We start from the raw sequence: 20,802 nt of genomic DNA on the forward strand, positions 1-20,802 counted from the left end.
AACGGCTCGATAATGATTATAATGATGCCAAAAGGAGTTTGCCGTATTGATCCTCTCTGCTGCCACTAGACGATGCTGGTTTGTTATCGCGCTGATCCTGTTGCCATTCGCCGGGTCTTGGCCTGCGCCGTGCCAGGCGCAACCGATACCACCAGATCAGACGATAGGCCAGACGATTGACCAGACGATCGGGCAGGCGCCCGATCCGGCCAGCGTTCAGGCGCCAGATCATGTGACCGCCCGGGCGCCGGATCAGAAGACGGAACACCCGGGGATCGAAAGACCAAGGTCGGTTGCCGCGGTTCAAGAATCGGTCCAGGATCTGATCGAAGGTTCGGTCCAGGGTTCAGTCCGGGGTTCGATCCGGGTCACAATCCAGCGTCGGGATGAGGGGTTCACTCTCTATCGCGGCGGCGAACCCTACTACATCAAAGGCATCGGCGGCAGCCGCTTCCTGGAAGGTGCCGCGGCCGCGGGGGCCAATTCGGTGCGCACCTGGGACGCCGGCGATGCGGACGAAGTGCTGGAACGCGCCCACACACTGGGTATGACCGTCATGCTCGGCATCTGGCTCTCCCACGACCCGGCGGACTACGAAGACCCCTCCTATCGCCAGATGAAAATCGACCAGGTGCAAGACCTGGCGCAACGCCATCGCAACCATCCGGCGCTGCTCATGTGGGCTTTGGGCAACGAGATCAACCTCGAGGGCGCCGACACCGAGTCGGCCTGGCGATTCGTCGATGACCTGGCCCGCCTCATCCGGCAGCACGACGATGCCCATCCGGTGGTTTCGGTCATCGCCTGCAATCCGGACACCCTGGAAAACATCGCCATTTTCGCACCGGCCCTGGATGCCGTGGGCATCAATGCCTACGGAACCCTGGCCGACATCCGGGCCATGGTGGACAGCTCCCCTTACACGGGGCCCTACATGATCACCGAATGGGGCGTCAAAGGCCACTGGGAGGCCCAGCACACCGCCTGGGGCCGACCCCTTGAGCCCACCAGCGCGTGGAAGGCCGATTTCCAGCTGGCCGGCTACGAACGCGACATCCTGGCCAACCGGGACCGGTGCATCGGCGCCTACGTCTTTCTCTGGGGCCAAAAACAGGAACGCACCCCCACCTGGTACAGCATGATCCTGGAAGAGCTGCCCGGCATCGCCCAGGCCGGCCTGTTCAGCCCCGCGGTCGACGCCATGCACTACAACTGGACCGGCTCCTGGCCGGCCAACCGCGCTCCCGAGGTGCTCGACATGCTGATCAACGGCATTCCGGCCGAACAGGGCGTCGTCGTTGCCCCCGGAGAAGCGTTGAGCTCATGGGTCAACGCCCGCGATCCCGAAGCCGATCGCCTGACCTATGTGTGGGAGCTGCTCGAAGAGCCCTCGGTGTTGGGCAGCGGCGGCTCGTTTGAACCCCGGCCGGCCAGCCTGGCCCGCATCACCCAGGACCAGTCGCCGGAGCTCAACCTCTCGGCGCCCCTGTCGGCCGGCGAATATCGCCTCTTCGTCTACGTCCTGGACAACAACGGCCACGCGGCCACGGCCAACATCCCTTTCCAGGTGCGCCCCTTCTCCGAACAGGAAGCCAGCGTGGCCTCGTCCCAGCCGAACCCCGGATAAAAGAGGAACGATCCCCTATTTCTGGGTCGCCATCCTCGGGCTGATGATCACGTCGATGCGTCGGTTCTGGGCCCGGCCTTCCGCGGTTTCATTGGGCGCGATCGGCTTTGAAAAACCGTAGCCGATGGCCATTATTTTTCTGGCCGGCAACGTGCCGTTGGCTACCAGATATTGGCGCACCGACTCGGCACGCTCTTCGGACAGAATCTGATTGCTCTGCTTGGATCCAGTACTGTCGGTGTGTCCCTCGACGATCACATCGGGCTGCCCGAAAGTGACGATCGCCTTCTGCACCTTGCTCAACAGATCGTAGTTGGCCGGTAGAATCACGGCCTGTCCCACCGGGAACTGCATGCCCTTGAGCCGAATCACCAGTTGGTTCAGCTGCTTGTAAACCTCGGCCTCATCGGGTGTGAAATAGCCCTGCACAGTGACGAATTGCTCGTTGAAGCGTTTCTCCTCGGCCAGTCGCTCCTTGTCGTATTTCACCCTCTGGGAGGTGCCTTCCAATTCCCCCAACCGGTCGCCGAGCCGCCGGATCAACTGGTTTTTCTCATCGACACTGTTGGAGGCCGACGCAAACTCGCTCTGGAGGGCACCGATCGCGGCGAGGATACCGGTCTGCTGATCTTCGAAGGCCGCGTTGCGGTGATCGGTCAGCTTCAGCTTGGTGTTGACGCCGGACAACAACGATTCGATCCACAAGGCGGCCGCTTCGGGGGGCATCTCATCCAGCCGACGGCTCGCATCAGCGATGACCATCGCTCTTTCGGCCATGAAGCGCGCGTCGGCCGCCTTCTGCTGGATCCCCTGCTGATCATACCGGTTCTGGGCAATATGGGTATCCGCCTGGGCGAATGCCTCTTGAGCGTCTCTAAAAGAGTGAGGCGCGATGTCGTCGACATCCATCTCCTTGGCCCTGGCCAGCATCTGCTGCACGTCGCCGAGCGCCGCCTGGCGAATGGCCTGCAACTCCAGCTCACGGAATTGGTCGCTGACCCCTTTCTGGCGATCGCGTGCATACTGAAAATCGTTGTCGTCCATGGCTCGCGTCAGTTTTAAAAAGTCGCTCTCCGCCTTGGCATATGCGTTTTCGAACTGTTGGGCATTGACCGCTTGGGCTGCCCGGCGGCTTTCTATGGCCTCGGCCAGTTGATCGCGCGACCGCAGGGCCACCACCCGTGCCTGTTGCAGCTCGGCCCGCCCCTGGGCGATATGATTCAGGATACCGCTTAATTCCGAACCCTTGTCGAGGCCCTGGCGGGCGGCGTTATGGGAGGCGGCGGCCCGTGTAAACCATGTGGGAGACAGCACATCCACCTGCTCACCCCTGGCGTCCTGCAGCTCTTGGCCCAATTGGGCGATCATTTCGCTGGGGTTGCCGGTGCGTTCGACCGGTTCGACTTTCAACGGCGCGCCGCCGCAAGCGGTGAAAAGCAGTGCGCAGAGAAAAAGGGAAACCCACCTGCCGGCGTTAACGGTTTGTTTTTTCATACGGCACCTCCCCATCTGGATGGTTTGTTGGCTTATTCGGGTTTTCGGCCATCTGAAATGGCACTAATTCACCACCTGCCGCCTCAATATGGTGTCCTTTTGCCACCGTCGGTCGTCACGGCGAGGATACTCAATATTGTAGTGCAGGCCGCGGCTCTCCTTGCGGTGAGTGGCGCATTTGATGATCAATTCGGCCACCGTGGCGATGTTGCGCAGTTCGATCAGATCGGGCACCACCTTGAAGTGCCAGTAGTAGTCCTGAATTTCGCTCTGAATGATGTCGATACGACGGCGGGCCCGCTCGAGCCGCTTGTCCGATCGCACGATCCCCACGTAGTTCCACATCAACCGCCGGATCTCGTCCCAATTGTGGGTGATCACGATCATCTCGTCGCTGTTGCTGGTTCCCACGTCGTCCCAGGCCGGTGGTTCGGGCAGCGGACTGAAATGGTTGGTCTGCAACTGGCGAATCACCTCCTTGGCGGCGGCATCGGCATATACCAGGGCTTCGAGCAGGGAGTTGCTGGCCAGGCGGTTGGCGCCGTGCAACCCAGTGCAGGCGGTCTCCCCGACGGCATAGAGGTTGAGGATATCGGTGCGGCCGAAAATGTCGGTCACCACCCCGCCGCACATGTAGTGAGCGGCCGGCACCACCGGGATGGGGTCGCGGGTCATGTCGATCCCCAGGCTCAGGCACTTGGCGTAGATATTGGGAAACCGCTCGCGGACCATGTCCGCCGGCTTGTGCGTGATATCCAGAAATACCGAATGGTCGCCGCTCTTTTTCAATTCGGTATCGATGGCCCGGGCCACCACGTCGCGGCAGGCCAGATCCTTCTGGGGATCGTAGTCGGCCATGAAGGCGCGCCCCGCCGAATCGATGAGAATACCGCCCTCCCCGCGCACCGCCTCGGAAATCAGGAAGTTCTTGGCATCCGGATGAAACAGGCAAGTGGGATGAAACTGAACGAATTCCAGATTGGCGACAGTGGCGCCGGCCCGGTAGGCCATGGCGATGCCGTCTCCGGTGGCGATGTCCGGGTTGCTGGTGTAGAGGTAGACCTTGCCGGTGCCGCCGGTGGCCAACAGGGTGATATGGGCCGCAAAGGTTTTCACCCGCTGGGTTTCCCGTTCGAGCACATAGGCACCGCAGCAGAAATCTTCATGGGTGGTCGTCACCAGGCCGCGTTTGATGCGGGCCGAGTGGGTGATCAGGTCGATGGCGACGTGATCCTCATAGAGTTGGATGTTGGGGTGGTTGCGAACCAGATCCACCAACACCTGCTCGACCTCTTTACCGGTCATGTCGTGGGCGTGCACGATGCGATTCTTGCTGTGCCCGCCTTCGCGGCCCAGATCGAAAGCCGTACCGGCATCCTCGGCTGGGCCGGCTTCGGGTCTCAAATTGAAATGCACGCCCAACCCGATCAATTCGTTGATCCTTTCGGGCCCGGCCTTGACGACCATTTCCACCACATCCGGATTGCATAGCCCATCTCCGGAATTCAGCGTGTCCTGGATATGCAGGTCGAAACTGTCCGTCGCACCGAAAACGGTGGCGATACCGCCCTGGGCCAGGTTGGTGTTGCTGTCCATGGCCGCCTTCTTGGTCACCAGGGCCACCGTGCCTTGCTCGGCCACCTTGAGGGCAAACATCAATCCGGCCACACCGCTGCCGATTACCAGGACATCGGTTTTAATATCGGTCATGTCGTTGTTCTCGATTCTCGGTTTAAAAATTTAGAAAGTAAGACAGTGGGGATTTTGTCATGGCGGTAGAGGAAAGAAAAAAGTTTAAAGTGTTAAGTTTAAAGTTTAAAGTGGTGGTATTCTGTCGATTATATTTTAAGATCCTGCAACAATTCATTGCTGGAGGGCGCCGTGAAAAATCAGTAATTACCATTTACCGTCATACCGGAGGAAACCGGGGTCCAACGATTTCGGTAGGTTCTATATGCTGTTTCAAGTCCTGCCCGAACCATAGACCAGAGTTCGGCACAACGCCCTTACGACTTCTTACGAATCCATTAATATGAAGGTTCCTTATAAATGGCCATCTTCCTTCACTTAAAACTTAAATCTTTCAACTTTAAACTATCTGTTCCTACAACAACCCCGTCCGGCGTTTGGGTTTTTTCAAAATGAATCCCACGATCATCCCCAAAAACACCAAACCACCGCCATAAAGCAGCCCCTCATAAATCTTGTTGTTGGCCAATTTGTTGAATTCGCTCTCAAATTTTTCGGCTTTGGCGCGCGCCTCCTGAAGCTCCTTCACGTTTTTTTCATAGGTGGCTTTGAATTTGAGAAATTCGGCCGATTCACGCTTCAATGCATCGTAGGCATTCTGCACCTTGTTCAGTTCGTCCCGGGTCTGTTTGAGCTCATCTCCGACCGAGCGGTTTCCGGAACTCAAATCGGCAATCTTCTGTTCGAGCGCTTTGTTCTGGGCGATCGCTTCGTCATGTTTGCGCTGCAGGCGTTCCAATCGGAGTGCGGCGGGAGGTGTCGCTGTCAGAAAGCGGTTCTGCACCCAACCCTCTTTGCCATTGGCCAACCGGATCTGGGACCATTCATCGCCCTCATCCAGCAGCTCCACGAGCGAACCGGTGGGCACCAGGGCAATGATCTTGCGATCCGTGGCCGGTCCTGTACGCAGGGTAATTTCAAACTCCTCGGACACATATCGGTTATCTGCAAAAACCAGAGAGACACTCAGCAAGGTGCAGAGCAGGACGCAAAGGCCTGCTGTCATCGATCGATTCATTGGATCATACTCCCCTGGGGTTTTTTAGCCGCGGCTGGCATCCTTGTTGCCCCTTTTCGGCTGGTGGTCGGCGAGGGCCGGAATGGTCCGTATTCTTTGATGAAAATTGAGCTTCTGTCAATAATTTCTTTGATTAGCGCCCATATTATGCTAATTTATTTTTAATTTCAGTACAAAAGGGAACCCGGATGATCGCCTACGATTTGCAATGTTCAAACGGCCATCGTTTCGAAGGCTGGTTTGAAGATGCCAAGACCTTTGAAAAACAGAACAAACAGGCCTTGATCGCTTGCCCGATGTGTAACGATACGGCCATCACCCGCCTGCCGTCGACCTTCGCCATCAAAGGCATCAAAAACCCGCAACCGACGACCTTCAAATCCAAAACGCCGGCCGAGGCCGAGATCATCATGCGCGCCATTTCCGATTATGTGGAACAAAACTTCGACAATGTGGGCACCGATTTCGCGAAGGAGGCGCTCAAGATCCACTATGGCGTCACCGAGCCACGCAACATCCGCGGCGTGAGCACCAGTCAGGAGGAGGAAACATTGCGCCAGGAAGGTGTCCAGTTCTTTAAGTTCCCGGCCGGCGAAGAAAAACCTGCACCCCCGTCCTCTTCCGAATCAGAATCCGATTGAATTCTCCACAGCGCCCAGCCGCCATGACAGAAGACTCTGCCGTCTGCGCGGCTGGTCGGCTTCGACGGCAACCCGCACGGCCTTGGGCGACCCGACCAGCACCACCATCTGCCGCGCCCGGGTCAGGGCGGTATAGAGCAGATTGCGCTGCAGCATGACATAATGCTGGGTCACCAGCGGCACCACGATGGCCGGATATTCCGAGCCTTGGGATTTGTGCACGGAGATGGCATAGGCCAGGGAGAGCTCATCCAGATCGGTCTCATCATAATCCACCTCGCGGCCGTCATATTCGACAGTCAAGCGCCGCGCCTCCGCATCGATCCGGCAAATGGTGCCGATCTCGCCGTTGAATACCTCCTTCTGATAGTTGTTGCGCAGATGCATCACCTTGTCGCGCAGGTAAAAACGGCCGCCCATGGGTTGCCCTTGGGCCGCACCCGGATTGAGCGCCGCCTGGAGCACCTGATTCAAATGCAAGGTGCCCGCCACGCCCTTGTGCATGGGGGTCAATACCTGCACCTGGCGCACGCCGTCCAATCCGGTTTGTGACGGAATATGGCGGGCGCACAAATCGACGATGGTGCGGGCGGTCTCCTCGGGCGTGCCTCTTTCGATAAAGGTAAAGGGTTGGAGGGTGGCTTCCGAGGCCGCCGGGTCCCATCGGGGAATGCAGCCCAGGCGCACCTGGTGGGCGCCGGCGACGATCGGACTTTCCGCGGACTGCCGGAACACGCTTTTCAACTCATAAGTGGCGGCCGCATGGGCCTGGATCAGGTCGGCCAGGACCGTTCCCGGCCCGACCGAAGGCAGCTGGAACACATCCCCCACGAGGATGATACGGGCCTGCAGGGGCAACGCTTTGAGCAGGTGCCCCATCAGAAGGGCGTCCACCATGGAGGCCTCATCGACGATCAGGGCCTGGGTGTCGAGGGGATCGTCCTGGTCGCGCTCGAATCCCCCCTCGCTCAAATTGAAACCAAGGAGCTTATGCAGGGTGGCGGCAGGCCGTCCCGTCACCTCGGCCATGCGGCGCGCCGCCCGACCGGTGGGCGCGGCCAGGAGATAGTCCCGGCCCACGGCTTCGAAAACCGCAGCGATGGCGCGTATCAACGTGGTTTTACCGGTTCCCGGACCACCGGTGATGATGACCGCGGGCTGGTTCATGACGCTTTGCAGCACGGACAACTGGGTGTCGGACAACTGGATGGCCATCCGTCTGACGACGGTCTCCATGATCTGGTCGGCATTCACAGGCGGCGGGGACACCGGTATGTCGCGCCTGGCCAGGATCCGGCGGGCGATCTGTACCTCGGCGTCATAAAGCGGGGCCAGGTACACCGGTTCATCCGGCGCGTCGGTGCAGACCACGAGGCGCTCGTCGGCCGCCATCTCGGTCAAGGCGGACGCCACGGTGTGAAAATCGAGGTCGAAAGCGGTACAGCACCGTTCGACCAACGCCTGGCGAGGGACGAACATGTGGCCCTCTTCGGCCGCCTCCTCGATGAGAAAATTGAGACAGGCCCTGGCCCGCTCGGCTTCGTCCACAGTCAGATCGGAACCGCGCACGATGGCATCGGCGATGTAAAACCCGATGCGCGGCAAATCGGCGGCCAACCGGTAAGGTTCGGATTGCAGGATGGAGAGCGCCTCCTGGCCGTAGGTCTTGTAGATGCGGGCGCCGTAGGCCGGCCTGACGCCGTGGGTTTGTAAAAATGCCATCAACGTCCGCACATGATGGTGGGCGCGCCAGGCCTCGCCGATGCGGCGGGCGGTCTCCGGTCCGATGCCGCGCACCTCTGCCAGTCGGTCGGGATCGTTTTCGATGACGGTCAACGTATCGGCCTGGAAGTGGTTCAGCAGACGCTCCGCGGTCTTGGGACCGATGCCCTGGATCAACCCGGACGAGAGGTAGCGCCGTATCTCCTCGATCCCCGAAGGCAACAGCACCTCGAATTGTGACACGTTGAATTGCTCACCGTAACGCGGGTGGTGACGCCAGGTACCGGTGAGTCGCAGGGTTTCGCCCGGCCTGGGCTCGGGCAGATGGCCCAGGATGGTCACCAGGTTGCCATGGTCCGAAGGACGAAACCGGGCGATCATGTAATGGTTGTCGGGATTGCGGAAGGTGACGCGCTCGATCTGGCCTTCCAGATGGGCGGCGGGTGGGGTTGGCATGGTCATCGCCGACCGTCCGGTGAAACGGCGCGGCCAAGAAGGTATCGGGCCGCATCCAGGAGATCGGCCGCCACCATGTCTGGACGGATATGCAGCTCGGCCAGCTCCTTTTCTGCCCGGAGGCCGTTGCCGGTGCGCACCAGAATGGTGGTGCCGCAGCCGGCATTGCAACCGCAAAGCATATCCTTGACGCTGTCGCCGATCATGACGCTGTCGACCGGGTCGATGCCGTATCGCCGGCAGGCCTGTTGAATCAAACCGGGCGCGGGTTTGCGGCAATCGCAGGCTTCATCGGGCCGGTGGGGACAATAGAAAATATCGAGAATGTCGCCGCCCGTGGCGGACACGGCGGCTTTCAGCTTCCGATGGGTCTCCTCGAGCACCCTTAGGGGAACCATGCCCCGACCGATGATCGACTGGTTGGTGATGACGATCAGACGGAAACCGGCTTGGCTCAACAGGCGCAAGGCCTCGAGGCTGCCCGGCAGGAATTGGAACTCGTCCCAGGTTTTGATGTAGTCGGGCGAATCACGGTTGATCACGCCGTCGCGGTCCAGGAAAATCACCTTTTTGAGCTGTGCGGCGATCGCCAACCTCCTATTCCGCGACGATAAAGGTTTCGGGGTATCCGTTTTGCCGCAACAGCTGTTCGTATTGCTCGGCCTCGGCCAGTTCGGTGCTCAGGCCCACCCGGACCCGGTAGAAGGTGCGCACGCCATCGTCATAGGGCACCATGTGGGCGTTTTTGTAAATCTGGTCCAGCCGCTGAACCAGCCGTTCGGCGTTGGTCCGCTCAGCAAATGCCCCCACCTGAAAGGTGAAATTGCCGGAATAGTAGTCCATGGGCCGATAGGCGGTGGCTTGCCCCGAAGCCGATGATTCGACCGGCGCGCCCAGAGCCACGATCTTGACCGGCGCGGTTCCCGGCCCCACCACCCCGAGCTCGCTCGCGGCCGCATAGGAGAGATCGATGATGCGCCCGCGCACGAACGGCCCCCGGTCGTTGATGCGCACATCCAGGGTGCGATTGTTGTTCAGGTTGTGCACGCGAACGAAGGTGCCCAGGGGAAGGGTCTTGTGCGCCGCCGTCATGGCGTGCATGTCGTAGATCTCGCCGTTGGATGTCTTGCGGCCATGAAACTCGTGGCCGTACCAGGAGGCCACCCCCTCCTGCTCGAATCCGCGGGCATGGGAAAGCGGCTGGTACCATTCCCCGTAGACCCGATAAGGCTTGGGCTGGCCGGGCACCTCCGTCGGACGTCTCTGGGACGGCGACGGCAAAGTGGAACACGCCTGCAGCCCCAGAGGCACTATCAACGCCAGGATTAAAACGGCACGTCGCAATTGCATGTGAAATGGCGAATACACCTTACCCCATTCGACGTCACGCCGCTCAAAGCAACTCAAATCGTCCAATCGCTATCATTCCTTCACTTAAAACTTTACACTTAAAACTGTCTTCGTGTCATTCTTCCAAAGCGATCTTCAGCACATCCATCATTTTCGACACAAAATGGAAGGTGATGTCGTTTTTCACCTTCTCCGGTATATCGATCAGGTCTTTCTCGTTCTCCTTGCACATGATGATCGTCTTGATGCCCGCGCGGTGCGCGGCCAGCACCTTTTCCTTGATGCCGCCCACCTGCAGCACCTGGCCGCGCAAGGTGATCTCCCCGGTCATGGCCAGGTCCTTGCGGATCTTCCTGTTGGTCAGCAGAGAGACCAGGGCCGTCAGCATGGTGACGCCGGCCGAGGGGCCGTCCTTGGGAATCGCACCGGCCGGCACATGGATGTGGATGTCATGGCTGTCGAAAAAATCATCGTCGATCTTCAGCTCCTTGGCACGGGAACGGATGAAGCTCAGTGCGGCCGTGGCCGACTCTTTCATGACATCCCCCAACTGGCCGGTCAGCGTGAGGCCCTTCTTGCCTTTCATGGCCGTAGCCTCGATAAAGAGCAGGTCGCCGCCGACCGGCGTCCAGGCCAGCCCCATGGCCACGCCGGGGGTACTCATGCGTGCCTTGACCTCGGAGGTGAATTTTACCGGCCCGAGGTATTCGGCCAGATCCGACGCCTTGATCGATGCTTTCTTGATGCTGTCCTCGGCCACCTTCGTGGCCACGCCCCGGCAGACCGTGCCGATTTCGCGCTCGAGGTTGCGCAGCCCCGCCTCCCGGGTGTATCCGGAGATGATGTTGCGGATCGCCCCCACGGCAAAGGTGATCTGGTTGGCTTTGAGCCCGTTCTCCTTGCGCTGGCGCGGGACCAGATAACGCTGGGCGATGTTGATCTTTTCATCCTCTGTGTAACCGACCAGCTGGATGACCTCCATGCGGTCGCGCAAGGCCGAAGGAATGGTATCGAGCACATTGGCCGTGCAGATGAACATCACCTTGGACAGATCGAAGGGCACGTCCAGGTAATGATCCGAAAAGGAGAAATTCTGTTCCGGATCGAGCACCTCGAGCAGTGCCGAAGAGGGATCGCCGCGAAAGTCGCTGCCCACCTTGTCGATTTCATCGAGCATGAAGATGGGGTTGTTGGAACCCACGCGCCGCAACCCTTGGATGATCCGCCCGGGCAGGGCGCCCACATAGGTGCGCCGATGCCCTCGGATTTCCGCCTCGTCGCGCACGCCGCCCAGGGAGATGCGATGAAACTTGCGCCCCAGGGCTCTGGCTATGGATGCTCCCAGAGAGGTCTTGCCTGTGCCCGGGGGGCCGGCGAAGCAGAGAATCGGGCCCTTTGAGTCCGGCTTGAGCTTGCGCACCGCCAGATATTCGATGATGCGCCGCTTGGGTTTTTCCAGGCCATAGTGATCGTCGTCCAGCACCTTGCGCGCCTTTTTGATATCCAGATTGTCTACGGTGCTCGTGTTCCAGGGCAACTCGGTGAGCCAATCCAGGTAAGTGGAAGAGACGGTATACTCGGCCGATGAGGGATGCATCTTGGCCAGACGGTCCAGTTCACGTTCCGCCTCTTTGACGGCGACCTCCGGCAGGCCGCGTTCGTGAATCTTGGTGCGGTATTCCTCGATCTCCACGCCAGTCTCTTCGGTTTCCCCCAGCTCTTCCTTGATGGCCTTGAGTTGCTGGCGCAGGTAATATTCGCGCTGGCGCTTGTCCATGTCGCCCTTGACCTGGGACTGGATCTTGTTTCCCAATTCCAGAATGTTCAGCTGGTGATTGACCAGCTTGGTCACCAGCTTGAGACGCCGGGTGGCGTCCTGCAGTTCTAAAACCCGCTGTTTTTCGTCGGCGGTGGCATTGATGGTCGAGGCGATCATGTCGGCCAATGTGCCCGGCTCTTTGATGGTGTTGGCCATCTGGGCGATTTCGGCCGGCAGACCCGGCGAGAGCTCCACGATGCGGGCGAACTGTTTCACCACGTTGGCCATGAGCGCCTGGGATTCATCGTCCTGGTGCTCGATGTCGTCGAAGTGCTCCACCTCGGCCTGCAGATAGACCTTTTCTTTGATATAGGATTTGATCCGGAAACGGCTCAGACCCTGCACCAGCATCTGGGCGCGGTTGTCTTCGGTCTTGGCCATTTTCAGAATCAAGGCACTGCATCCGATCCCGGCCAGGTCCTCCTCGCTATCGGGACGGGCATTTTCCTTCTTGGCGGAGACGACCAATCCGATGATCCGGTCGCGCGACATGGCCTCATCCACCAATTTGATCGATTCCCCCTGCATCACCACCAGCGGCAATACCATCTTTGGAAACAAGGCGGCATCGTAAAGTGGCAATATGGGCAAAGTTGTAGGTAGGTTATCTGCGCTATAATCAACGGGTGGCTTATTGTCGGCCATCAAAACCTCCTTATCGTCGGCGTGGGGTGCGCGTGCTTTCATAAGTTCACCTGCTTTCCGCTGGACATGGACCGAACCTGCCGGCCCGCCTTGCTATTGACGATTCGTTGCGATCATCCATCGCTGATCGGAATCTTATGCGTCTTGTTCGTTTGAAGCTTGAGCATGCGCACGTTCAAAAAACCGTTGGAGAAATGCGAAGAAACGACTTCGGTATCCACCGGGGAAGGCAGGTGCAGGATGCGTTCGAATTTTCCATAACGAATTTCGGCGAGGCGATAGGCCCCGTCGGCCGGTTTGGTCAACTCCTTGCGCCGACCCGAGATGCGCACCGCCTTGCTGTTCACTTCCACCTCGAGGTCCTCTTTTTCCACACCGGCCAATTCCGCCCAGATAAAGACCTCTTTACCGGTTTCGTAGATATCCACCTGGGGTACCCAACCACAGTCTTTGCAGGCGAACATGGGACCCACCGAGCGGGTCCTGAAGATATCCTGCAACGTCCTTTCAAGCTGTGACCCGATGCGGTTGAACTCATCACCAAATCGGATTTTGACATAGTCCATGGTTGACTCCTTCCGTGAACGGTGCGGGTGTCGGTCGCGCCCTGCAGCGCGTTCACACGCCCTGGCTGGAAACCGCGACCTGGTTGCTGAGGACTTAAAACGCTTGTACGTTTAGACAATCGACGAAAACGACCGTAAAATAACATCGCCGCGCTGCTTTGTAAAGGTAATCCCCCGAAATGACCGGTAGTTGCGCTGCCTCAGGGTCGTGTTGACAACCGGATCGAGGTGATTAAAATGGGCACATGTTCAAGCAATTGGCGATACACACAAGGAGGTGGGGTCATGACGGTGATACGGTGGGATCCTTTCAGAAACATGTCCGCATTACAAGATCGCATCAATCGGCTTTTCGAGGATGCCTTTCCCCAAAAGACCGATCAGGAAGACCTGTCGGTCTGCGCCTGGCGGCCATTGGTGGATATTTTTGAAACCGACGATGGCGTTGCGATCCAGGTGGACCTGCCGGGCGTCAAAAAAGACGATGTGACCGTGGAGGTCAAGAACAACCTGCTCACCATCCAAGGCCTGAGGCAGGTCGAACCCACCGTCAGCGAGGAAAAATATTATCGCCGTGAAAGGACGTGCGGCACCTTCCTTCGTTCTTTCAACTTGCGCTATCCGGTCGCGCCGGAGAACATCAAGGCGTCGTTCAAAAGCGGTGTGCTGACCATTCACATCCCCAAGCCCGAAGAAGAAAAATCAAAGAAAATCAACGTCAGTATCGATTAATCGCCCGGTCGTGCAATCACCTGATCGTCCGCGGCCGGGCACCTCTCCTCCAATGAAGGTGCCCGGCGGTCAAGGTGGCGCCCGTCCTGCACACCGCCCGGTATGATGACCTGCTTCGCATAAAATCCCCATCCATTAAGCGTCCCTGGTGCCGGTGATCCGCTGTTGCACTTTCAACTCGCTTTGCTTATCATGCGCCCCATGGAAAAACACGCAAACGGCCGCGGCATACTGGCCTCTCAATACTTTTTATACTTCGGCACCATGGGCATGCACCTGCCCTTTTTCAATCTCTATTGTTACCAGCTCGGTTTCAGCGGCTTTCAAATCGGAACCCTTTCGGGCATGCGATCGGTGACCTTGATCGTCTTCTCGCTCTTCTGGAGCGTTCTGGCCGACCGCCTCCACGCCCGGCGCCGGATCTACATCGGGTGCAACTTCATCAGCGCCGCCGCCTGGGGTCTCTTTCTCATGACCACCGATTTCTGGTGGATGCTGGCCATCACGGTCCTCTACGGGATCTTCTACGCCCCCCTCATCGCCTTCCTCGAAGCGTTCGCCATGGAGGTGCTGGGCCGCAACAAGCAGCGTTACGGCCGAATGCGAATGTGGGGATCGATCGCCTTCATCATCATCGTCCTGATCCTCGGCAGGATCATCGACGAATATGGCGTCAAAATCATTCTCGCCTTGATCCTGGCCGGCTCCTGGCTGCAAGCCCTGGTCGCCCTGGGATTTCCGAAAACCAGGGCGGAGCGCCCGCACCCCGGGGGAGGCAACTGGCGTCACCTGCTCAACCATCAGGTGGGCGTTTTTCTGGCATGCGCCTTTTTGATGCTGCTCAGCCACGGGGCATACTACAATTTTTTCTCCATCCACCTGGCCGAATTGAATTACGACAGCTTCTTCATCGGCGTGGCCTGGGCGGTCGCGGTGGCCGCCGAGATTCTGGCCATGCTATTCTCCGAACGCCTTTTCAGACGGTTTCGCTACGAAACGGTGCTGCTCGTCTCTTTCGCCGCGGCGGTCATCCGCTGGTTCGGGTTGTGGGAAGCCGAATCCATGGTCGCCATTCTGGCCCTGCAACTGCTCCATGCCGTCACCTACGGCGCCTTTCACATGGCCAGCGTGCTGCATATCGACTCGCTCGCGCCCGATGATGCGAAGACGTTGGGCCAGGCGGTCAACAATGCCGTCACTTACGGCCTCGGCCTGATGGCGGGATTCTTTCTCAGTGGGGCCTTGTACAAGACCCTCGGCGCCCAGGGCCTCTTTGCGCTCAGCGGGGTGGCCGCTCTGGTGGGTGGTTTGATTTTCGCAGCGTACGAAAGGTTCCGAAGCCGTCATCCCGATGGAGGAGAGCTTAAGATTCCGGACAGCCGCCGGTCATGATTTTCAACCAGGCTTCTCTTCGCGCCCATGGCGCAGGATGCGAAATGATCCGGGAAGAGTAGTCCTTCGCCGGCGGCGTCATCCATCCCGCCGGGGGAACACCAGGTGTCGCAGCCAGCCGAAAAAGGTGTTGCCTTTGAGAACGGCCTGCTCCCATTTGACAAACTCGCGTGCCAGCCGGGCCGGATCGGCGTACCAGTCCTGGCGTGTTTTGAACGTTTCGTTTGGGTCGAGTGTTTTGACCACCCGGGCCGGATTGCCCGCCGCCACGCTGTTGGGGGGGATGGAGGAAACCACGATGGCGCCGGCCCCGACGATGCTGTTTTCGCCGATCGTCACGCCCTTGCAGACGATGGCGCTGTCGCCGATCCAGACGTTCCTGCACAACCGCACCGGCTGGGCTGGACCCACCGTGACGCGGTCATAGATGCCGTGCCAGTCGCTGTCCGTCAGATAGGCGCCGCTGGCCAGCATGCAGTTGTCCTCGATGATGATCTCCTGGGCGGCACTGATCCGCACGCCCGGGCAGATCAGCACATAATCGCCGATGCGGATGTGCCCCTGTTTGTCGTAGCTTTCCGGCCAGACCGACAGCCGCACCTTTCGATCGGCCGTAGCGATGAAGGTCGAATAGGCCCCCACGTCAATCGGCCCGCCGAACAGCTGCACATGCCACGGTCCGAGAAAAGCGAATCCCTTGCCCAGCGAATTGAATTGAGGTTCCAGAAAATGGTGGGTGTAGAATTTCTGAAACTTCAACCACCCCTTTTTCAGGGCATATGGTCGATAATCTTTACGCACGGCAACTAAACATCCATATCGCGCCAGTGGTCATGAGAGAAGATGTCTGCACCGGGGGTCAAACGATACAGTGCGTCCGCGGCCATGATGACCACCGCATTGGTCCAGGAGATCTTCTCTTCGGGCCATATCACCATGTCGGGGAAGGTGAACCCGCACCAGAAGGTGCCGTCGTCGAAGGTGTGGTCGCAAATCCAGCGGAACAGGATGTCGGCCTGTTGATGATTGCCCATGGCCTCGAGGGCCAACACCAGTTCACAGGTTTCGGCGATGGTCACCCAGGGACGGTCGGAGACGCAACGCACCCCTAAATCCTGGACCACGAACTTCTTCCAGTATTTGTCGACGCGCTGCTGGGCAGCCGGACCGGTCACCACACCGCTGAGAATTGGATAGAACCAGTCCATGGAAAACCGGGCCTTGGTGGTGTTGAATCGATGGGGCTTTTCCTTCAGGCACTGGAGAAGTAAAGCGAGGGCCTTACGCCACCGGGGTTGATCGACATCCACCAGGCGGGCCAGGGCCAGCGCTGATTTGAGGCTGAAGCAAATAGAACTGCATCCGGTGACCAGCGCCATGCGATCGACCCGTCCCTCGGGGCTGATCGCCCAATAGATCTCGCCGGAAGGCATCTGGTAGTGCAGCACGAAGTCGATGGCCCGTCGGACCGTGGGCCACATCCGGCGCACGAAGTCGAGGTCCGCGGTGCACAGATAGTAATGGTAGACACCCACCGCGACATACGCGGCATGGTTCGTCTCGCGGGTGCGATCCGAGGGCCGGCCGTTGGTGTAGGCGGCGTACCAGCTCCCATCGGGCATCTGAGTGTTGCGCAGCCAATCGAAGGCCCGGCGCGAGGCGTCCAGGGCGCCGCAGATGGTCAGCCCCATGGCCGATTCCACGTGATCCCAGGGATCGACTTTGTCTCCGATCGACCATGGAATGGCGCCATCGGGTTGCTGCAGCTGCAGGATGAGATCCAGGGGGGCGGAGAGATCGACGGCCAGGTCCCGCTGTTCGGCAACGTTGTGAAAGCGTGGTGTCACTAAAGGAGCTCTCCTTGATAATGGAATCGGTCCAGTGATGGGATACCTTCCATCAAACGATGGGCAACATACTGGAAAGACGGCACCCAACACAAGGCAAAAGTGCGCTATATGTTTCATAATTTATGAGACAAAGGAAGGAGATGTCTCAATTCAGTGACAAAGATGGATCACTTGACAAGGTCGGGCGATCTTTCTAACTTAGCCAAGCCATCATCCACCAGGCTGCGGAACCGCAGCGTCACGGCACTTGACACAAGGAGCATCATGATCGTGGAAGAGTTGACCCGCCGCATCGAAGCGCAACATGCCTTGATCCATCAGATCCGCAATGAAATCGGCAAGGTCCTCATCGGCCAGCAGGCCTTGATCGAAGGTCTGCTGATCGGTCTGTTCACCAAGGGGCACATCCTCATCGAAGGGGTGCCCGGGTTGGCCAAGACCAGCGCGGTCAAGGCCCTGGCCGATACGGTGCAGGCAGATTTCAAGCGCATCCAGTTCACCCCGGACCTGCTGCCGGCCGACCTGATCGGCACCGAGGTCTATCGCCCCAAAACCGGCGATTTCGTGATAAAAAAGGGCCCGTTGTTCAATAACATCATCCTGGCCGACGAAATCAACCGCGCGCCGTCCAAGGTGCAATCGGCGCTGCTCGAAGCCATGCAGGAGCGCCAGGTGACCATCGGGGAGACCACCTTCAAGCTGGCCGATCCGTTCCTCGTGCTGGCCACTCAAAATCCCATCGAACAGGAGGGCACCTATCCCCTGCCCGAGGCCCAGGTGGACCGGTTCATGCTCAAGCTGCTCATCGACTACCCGAACCCGGCCGAGGAGAAACAGATCATGCAGCGGGTGGGCTTCGAATCGCCGGCTCAGGTATCGGCCGTGCTCACGCCCGACCAGATCGAGGGCATCCGCCAATTGATTCTTGCCGTTTACATGGATGACAAACTGCGCGACTACATCGTGGCCCTGGTATTTGCCACCCGCCGACCCGAACGGCTCGGCATCGATATCCAGTCCTATATCCAGTACGGCGCCTCTCCGCGGGCCACCATTTTCCTCAGCATGGCCGCCCGCGCCTACGCCTTTCTGCACGGCCGCGCCTATGTCACCCCCCAGGATGTCAAAACCATCGCCCCGTCGGTGCTCCGGCACCGCATCATACCGACCTACGAGGCCGAAGCCGAGGACATCACCACCGACCAGATCATCGCCCGCATCTTCGAGGCCGTGCCGGTACCGTAAGGCCGAGCGGCGAGAACCCCGGACGCACGACACCGGACCCACAACAACGGATCGACGACATGGTGCCAGCCGACATCATCCAAAAGATCAAGAAGGTTCACATCCGCACCGGGCGGACGGTCAATACCCTCATGGCCGGCCAGTACAAATCGGCCTTTCGCGGCGCGGGCATCGAATTCGAGGAGGTGCGCGAATACGCGCCCGGAGACGACGTCAAGAGCATCGACTGGAAAGTGTCGGCCCGGCTCGGGCGGCCGTTCGTCAAGCGTTACCGCGAAGAACGGGAGATGATCGTCATGCTGCTGGTGGATCTGAGCGCCTCGGGCCGCTTTGGCACCCAGGCGGCCCCCAAGCAGGCGGTCGCAGCCGAAACGGCGGCCATCCTCGCGTTCAACGCCATCCGCAACAACGACAAAGTGGGGGCAATTCTCTTCACCGACCAGGTGGAGCGCTACATACCGCCACAAAAGGGCAGCGGCCATGTTTGGCGGGTGATCAAGGAGATCTTCACCCACACGCCGCAACACGTCGGCACCGACATCTCTGGTGCCGTCGGCTTTCTGGGCCGCGTCTGCCGCAAGCGTTCGGTGGCCTTCGTCATCTCCGACTTTCTGCTCACCGGCGGCAACGCCGTAGTGGATCGGCAGATGCGCTCGGTCAACCGCCGGCATGAGTTGATCCATATCCTGATCAGCGATCCGGGCGAATTCACCCTGCCGGAAGGCGGTATCGTGACGGTGAGAGAACTGGAGAGCGGCCGCCTGGTGCGCCTGGACGCTTCCCACGGCCCCACCCGCCGCAGATACGAGGAGCGGCGCACAGAGGCTCATCGACACGTCAAAAACGAATTCAAGGCCGCCAACATGGATTGCATCGACATCAGCACTGCGGCATCGACCGCCGATGTGCTGGCCCGCTATTTCCGTGTACGGGAAAGACGCCGGCGATGAAGGATATTTACGACATCAAACCCGCCCTGGAGATGGGGCCGGATTGGCGCTGGTGGGTCTGGGGCCTGGTGGCGCTCGGCGCGGCGGCGGCCGTTCTGCTGGCATGGTGGTGGTGGCGACTCCGCCGGAAAGCCGATGGAGCGCCGGACTCGGCACCGGCCATCCCTCCGGAAGAGGAGGCCCTGGCCGAATTGGAACGGCTCGCGGCCGAAATCGGCCTCGGCGGCAAGCTGTTCTATTTCAGACTCTCGGCCATCTTGCGCCGCTACGTGGCACGGCGGTTCACCCTGCCGGCCGAGGAGATGACCCTCGAAGAGCTGCTGCCCGGCGTGGACCGGCTACCGGTGGACCGGGAACTGCGCGAGGAGTTCAAGGCGCTGTGCCGACGCTGCGAGCCGATAAAGTTTGCCGACGCGCCGGCGCGGGAAGATGACATGGCACGGGACCTGGTGTTTGCCGGGGAGTTCGTGAAGCGCACCACGCCGGCAGCCGTGGAAGCGGCATCGAACGGGAAAGATGGGTAGAACGACCATGTTCCGTTTCGCAACCCCTTATGCATTGCTCCTGATCATCCTGATCCCCCTGGTGGCCGCATATCGCCGCAGGCACCCGGCACCGGCCCTGGGGCATTCGGGTGTGGATCCGGTGGGCGACCTGCCGCCCAGCGCCGGCCTGTGGGTGCATCGCCTGCTGCCCCTGCTCTTTTATCTGGTCCTGCTCCTGCTGATCACCGCCCTGGCCCGCCCCCAGTACGGCATCGAGCGCGCCACGGTCAGTGAAACGGGCATCAATATCATCCTGGCTGTTGACCTGTCCGAGAGTATGGCCGCCCTCGACTTCAAACAGGAGGGCCGCATCGTCAACCGCCTGGAAGCCGTCAAGCGCGTGGTCAACGATTTCATCGCCCGCCGACACGGCGATCGCATCGGCCTGGTGGTGTTCGGCAGCCAGGCCTATACCCAGCTGCCGCTGACCCGCGACTACCAGACGATCGCCGCTATGCTCGATCGGCTGGAGATCGGGGCGGCCGGCCGCGCCACGGCCGTGGGCGATGCCATCGGTATCTCCATCAAGCGGCTGGCCGATATCGAAAGCCGCACCCACATCATCATCCTGCTCACCGACGGCCGAAGCAACAGCGGCGAGCTGATGCCGCAGACCGCGGCCGATATCGCGCGCCAGAAGGAGATCAAAATCTACACCATCGGTGTCGGCGGCGAGGGGCGGGCGCCCTTTCTGGTCGACGATCCCATCTTCGGGCAGCGCTACGTCTATCAGAACGTGGATCTGGACGAGGAGACGCTCGTACAGATCGCCGACGCCACCGGCGGCGCCTACTTTCGGGCCCAGGATACGGCGGCACTGGAAAAAATCTACGCCACCATCGACGCCCTGGAAAAGAGCGAGGCCAAGGTGGCGCGCTTCGCCGAACACAACGAGCTGTACCGCTATCTGCTCGTCCCGGCATTGGCTTTGCTGGCACTGTGGATTGTGCTAAAAAATACGCGGTATCTGGATATTCCGTAATCGGGCAAGTGACACGATG

Annotated in this window: 19 protein-coding genes; 8 read left to right on the forward strand and 11 right to left on the reverse strand. The window is 59.7% G+C overall.

Going from position 1 to position 20,802, the window contains the following annotated elements:
* Window positions 1–16 precede the first annotated feature (16 nt).
* Window positions 17–232 carry a hypothetical protein gene (locus tag DFT_RS26005; protein WP_152972082.1) on the reverse strand — a complete coding sequence of 72 codons (216 nt, stop codon included), beginning with the start codon at window positions 230–232 and terminating at the stop codon, window positions 17–19.
* Here DFT_RS26005 and DFT_RS19080 point away from each other — a divergent pair, their 5' ends adjacent.
* Window positions 233–1,627, forward strand: a complete 1,395-nt coding sequence (locus DFT_RS19080; protein WP_152972083.1) for a glycoside hydrolase family 2 TIM barrel-domain containing protein — start codon at window positions 233–235, stop codon at window positions 1,625–1,627.
* A 15-nt stretch (window positions 1,628–1,642) separates the two neighbouring features.
* On the opposite strand, the gene DFT_RS19085 is transcribed toward DFT_RS19080, so the two are convergent.
* The 3 genes from DFT_RS19085 to DFT_RS19095 form a co-directional block, all read right to left on the reverse strand.
* The gene (locus DFT_RS19085) at window positions 1,643–3,121 is read right to left on the reverse strand and encodes an OmpA family protein (protein ID WP_054032862.1); all 1,479 of its coding nucleotides are present in this window, start codon (window positions 3,119–3,121) and stop codon (window positions 1,643–1,645) included.
* 63 nt (window positions 3,122–3,184) lie between these two features.
* Window positions 3,185–4,831 carry an L-aspartate oxidase gene (nadB, locus tag DFT_RS19090; RefSeq protein WP_054032863.1) on the reverse strand — a complete coding sequence of 549 codons (1,647 nt, stop codon included), beginning with the start codon at window positions 4,829–4,831 and terminating at the stop codon, window positions 3,185–3,187.
* A 394-nt stretch (window positions 4,832–5,225) separates the two neighbouring features.
* Window positions 5,226–5,888, reverse strand: coding sequence for a TIGR04211 family SH3 domain-containing protein (locus DFT_RS19095; protein ID WP_083453647.1), 663 nt, complete (start codon window positions 5,886–5,888; stop codon window positions 5,226–5,228).
* A gap of 188 nt (window positions 5,889–6,076) precedes the next feature.
* Between DFT_RS19095 and DFT_RS19100 the strand changes: the two genes are divergently transcribed.
* Window positions 6,077–6,529, forward strand: coding sequence for a DUF1178 family protein (locus DFT_RS19100; RefSeq protein WP_054032865.1), 453 nt, complete (start codon window positions 6,077–6,079; stop codon window positions 6,527–6,529).
* Here the strand turns inward: DFT_RS19100 and recD2 are convergent.
* The 5 genes from recD2 to DFT_RS19125 form a co-directional block, all read right to left on the reverse strand.
* On the reverse strand, window positions 6,515–8,707 hold the full coding sequence (gene recD2 / locus DFT_RS19105; protein WP_161807206.1) for an SF1B family DNA helicase RecD2: 2,193 nt from the start codon (window positions 8,705–8,707) through the stop codon (window positions 6,515–6,517). The genes DFT_RS19100 and recD2 overlap by 15 nt on opposite strands.
* Before the next feature lie 2 nt (window positions 8,708–8,709).
* Window positions 8,710–9,300 carry a D-glycero-beta-D-manno-heptose 1,7-bisphosphate 7-phosphatase gene (gene gmhB, locus DFT_RS19110; RefSeq protein ID WP_152972084.1) on the reverse strand — a complete coding sequence of 197 codons (591 nt, stop codon included), beginning with the start codon at window positions 9,298–9,300 and terminating at the stop codon, window positions 8,710–8,712.
* Window positions 9,301–9,304: 4 nt separating this feature from the next.
* Window positions 9,305–10,057, reverse strand: a complete 753-nt coding sequence (locus DFT_RS19115; protein WP_054033006.1) for a septal ring lytic transglycosylase RlpA family protein — start codon at window positions 10,055–10,057, stop codon at window positions 9,305–9,307.
* 115 nt (window positions 10,058–10,172) lie between these two features.
* On the reverse strand, window positions 10,173–12,521 hold the full coding sequence (gene lon, locus DFT_RS19120; RefSeq protein ID WP_054032867.1) for an endopeptidase La: 2,349 nt from the start codon (window positions 12,519–12,521) through the stop codon (window positions 10,173–10,175).
* A gap of 113 nt (window positions 12,522–12,634) precedes the next feature.
* Window positions 12,635–13,087, reverse strand: a complete 453-nt coding sequence (locus tag DFT_RS19125) for an Hsp20/alpha crystallin family protein (protein ID WP_054032868.1) — start codon at window positions 13,085–13,087, stop codon at window positions 12,635–12,637.
* 285 nt (window positions 13,088–13,372) lie between these two features.
* Here DFT_RS19125 and DFT_RS19130 point away from each other — a divergent pair, with 285 nt between their 5' ends.
* Both DFT_RS19130 and DFT_RS19135 read left to right on the forward strand, forming a co-directional pair.
* Window positions 13,373–13,819 (forward strand): Hsp20/alpha crystallin family protein, encoded by a 447-nt coding sequence (locus tag DFT_RS19130; protein WP_054032869.1) that lies wholly within the window; start codon window positions 13,373–13,375, stop codon window positions 13,817–13,819.
* A gap of 201 nt (window positions 13,820–14,020) precedes the next feature.
* Window positions 14,021–15,211 carry an MFS transporter gene (locus DFT_RS19135; RefSeq protein WP_083453649.1) on the forward strand — a complete coding sequence of 397 codons (1,191 nt, stop codon included), beginning with the start codon at window positions 14,021–14,023 and terminating at the stop codon, window positions 15,209–15,211.
* A 78-nt stretch (window positions 15,212–15,289) separates the two neighbouring features.
* On the opposite strand, the gene DFT_RS19140 is transcribed toward DFT_RS19135, so the two are convergent.
* Window positions 15,290–16,012, reverse strand: coding sequence for an acyltransferase (locus tag DFT_RS19140; RefSeq protein WP_054032870.1), 723 nt, complete (start codon window positions 16,010–16,012; stop codon window positions 15,290–15,292).
* A 5-nt stretch (window positions 16,013–16,017) separates the two neighbouring features.
* Window positions 16,018–17,058, reverse strand: a complete 1,041-nt coding sequence (locus DFT_RS19145; RefSeq protein ID WP_200907100.1) for a prenyltransferase/squalene oxidase repeat-containing protein — start codon at window positions 17,056–17,058, stop codon at window positions 16,018–16,020.
* A 267-nt stretch (window positions 17,059–17,325) separates the two neighbouring features.
* Between DFT_RS19145 and DFT_RS19150 the strand changes: the two genes are divergently transcribed.
* From DFT_RS19150 to DFT_RS19165, 4 genes are read left to right on the forward strand one after another with little or no spacing between them, the layout of a single operon-like run.
* The gene (locus DFT_RS19150) at window positions 17,326–18,306 is read left to right on the forward strand and encodes an AAA family ATPase (protein ID WP_235506278.1); all 981 of its coding nucleotides are present in this window, start codon (window positions 17,326–17,328) and stop codon (window positions 18,304–18,306) included.
* A gap of 59 nt (window positions 18,307–18,365) precedes the next feature.
* Window positions 18,366–19,256 carry a DUF58 domain-containing protein gene (locus DFT_RS19155; protein ID WP_054032871.1) on the forward strand — a complete coding sequence of 297 codons (891 nt, stop codon included), beginning with the start codon at window positions 18,366–18,368 and terminating at the stop codon, window positions 19,254–19,256.
* Window positions 19,253–19,780 carry a DUF4381 family protein gene (locus DFT_RS19160; protein ID WP_054032872.1) on the forward strand — a complete coding sequence of 176 codons (528 nt, stop codon included), beginning with the start codon at window positions 19,253–19,255 and terminating at the stop codon, window positions 19,778–19,780. The genes DFT_RS19155 and DFT_RS19160 overlap by 4 nt, the downstream gene beginning before the upstream one ends.
* A 7-nt stretch (window positions 19,781–19,787) precedes the next feature.
* Window positions 19,788–20,783: a vWA domain-containing protein gene (locus tag DFT_RS19165; RefSeq protein ID WP_054032873.1), complete on the forward strand. Its 996-nt coding sequence runs from the start codon at window positions 19,788–19,790 to the stop codon at window positions 20,781–20,783.
* Window positions 20,784–20,802: the final 19 nt, after the last annotated feature.

It is taken from the genome of Desulfatitalea tepidiphila, assembly GCF_001293685.1.
In the GTDB taxonomy this organism is placed as follows: Bacteria; Desulfobacterota; Desulfobacteria; order Desulfobacterales; family Desulfosarcinaceae; genus Desulfatitalea; species Desulfatitalea tepidiphila.

Bases quoted from the DNA above. Each gene is read 5' to 3' on its own strand.
- DFT_RS19115 (WP_054033006.1), bottom strand. From the start codon at position 10,057: ATGCAATTGCGACGTGCCGTTTTAATCCTGGCGTTGATAGTGCCTCTG.
- DFT_RS19150 (WP_235506278.1), top strand. From the start codon at position 17,326: ATGATCGTGGAAGAGTTGACCCGCCGCATCGAAGCGCAACATGCCTTG.
- DFT_RS19135 (WP_083453649.1), top strand. From the start codon at position 14,021: ATGGAAAAACACGCAAACGGCCGCGGCATACTGGCCTCTCAATACTTT.
- DFT_RS19100 (WP_054032865.1), top strand. From the start codon at position 6,077: ATGATCGCCTACGATTTGCAATGTTCAAACGGCCATCGTTTCGAAGGC.
- DFT_RS19095 (WP_083453647.1), bottom strand. From the start codon at position 5,888: ATGAATCGATCGATGACAGCAGGCCTTTGCGTCCTGCTCTGCACCTTG.
- recD2 (WP_161807206.1), bottom strand. From the start codon at position 8,707: ATGCCAACCCCACCCGCCGCCCATCTGGAAGGCCAGATCGAGCGCGTC.
- lon (WP_054032867.1), bottom strand. From the start codon at position 12,521: ATGGCCGACAATAAGCCACCCGTTGATTATAGCGCAGATAACCTACCT.
- DFT_RS19125 (WP_054032868.1), bottom strand. From the start codon at position 13,087: ATGGACTATGTCAAAATCCGATTTGGTGATGAGTTCAACCGCATCGGG.
- DFT_RS26005 (WP_152972082.1), bottom strand. From the start codon at position 232: ATGATCTGGCGCCTGAACGCTGGCCGGATCGGGCGCCTGCCCGATCGT.
- DFT_RS19085 (WP_054032862.1), bottom strand. From the start codon at position 3,121: ATGAAAAAACAAACCGTTAACGCCGGCAGGTGGGTTTCCCTTTTTCTC.
- nadB (WP_054032863.1), bottom strand. From the start codon at position 4,831: ATGACCGATATTAAAACCGATGTCCTGGTAATCGGCAGCGGTGTGGCC.
- DFT_RS19130 (WP_054032869.1), top strand. From the start codon at position 13,373: ATGACGGTGATACGGTGGGATCCTTTCAGAAACATGTCCGCATTACAA.
- DFT_RS19155 (WP_054032871.1), top strand. From the start codon at position 18,366: ATGGTGCCAGCCGACATCATCCAAAAGATCAAGAAGGTTCACATCCGC.
- DFT_RS19160 (WP_054032872.1), top strand. From the start codon at position 19,253: ATGAAGGATATTTACGACATCAAACCCGCCCTGGAGATGGGGCCGGAT.
- DFT_RS19165 (WP_054032873.1), top strand. From the start codon at position 19,788: ATGTTCCGTTTCGCAACCCCTTATGCATTGCTCCTGATCATCCTGATC.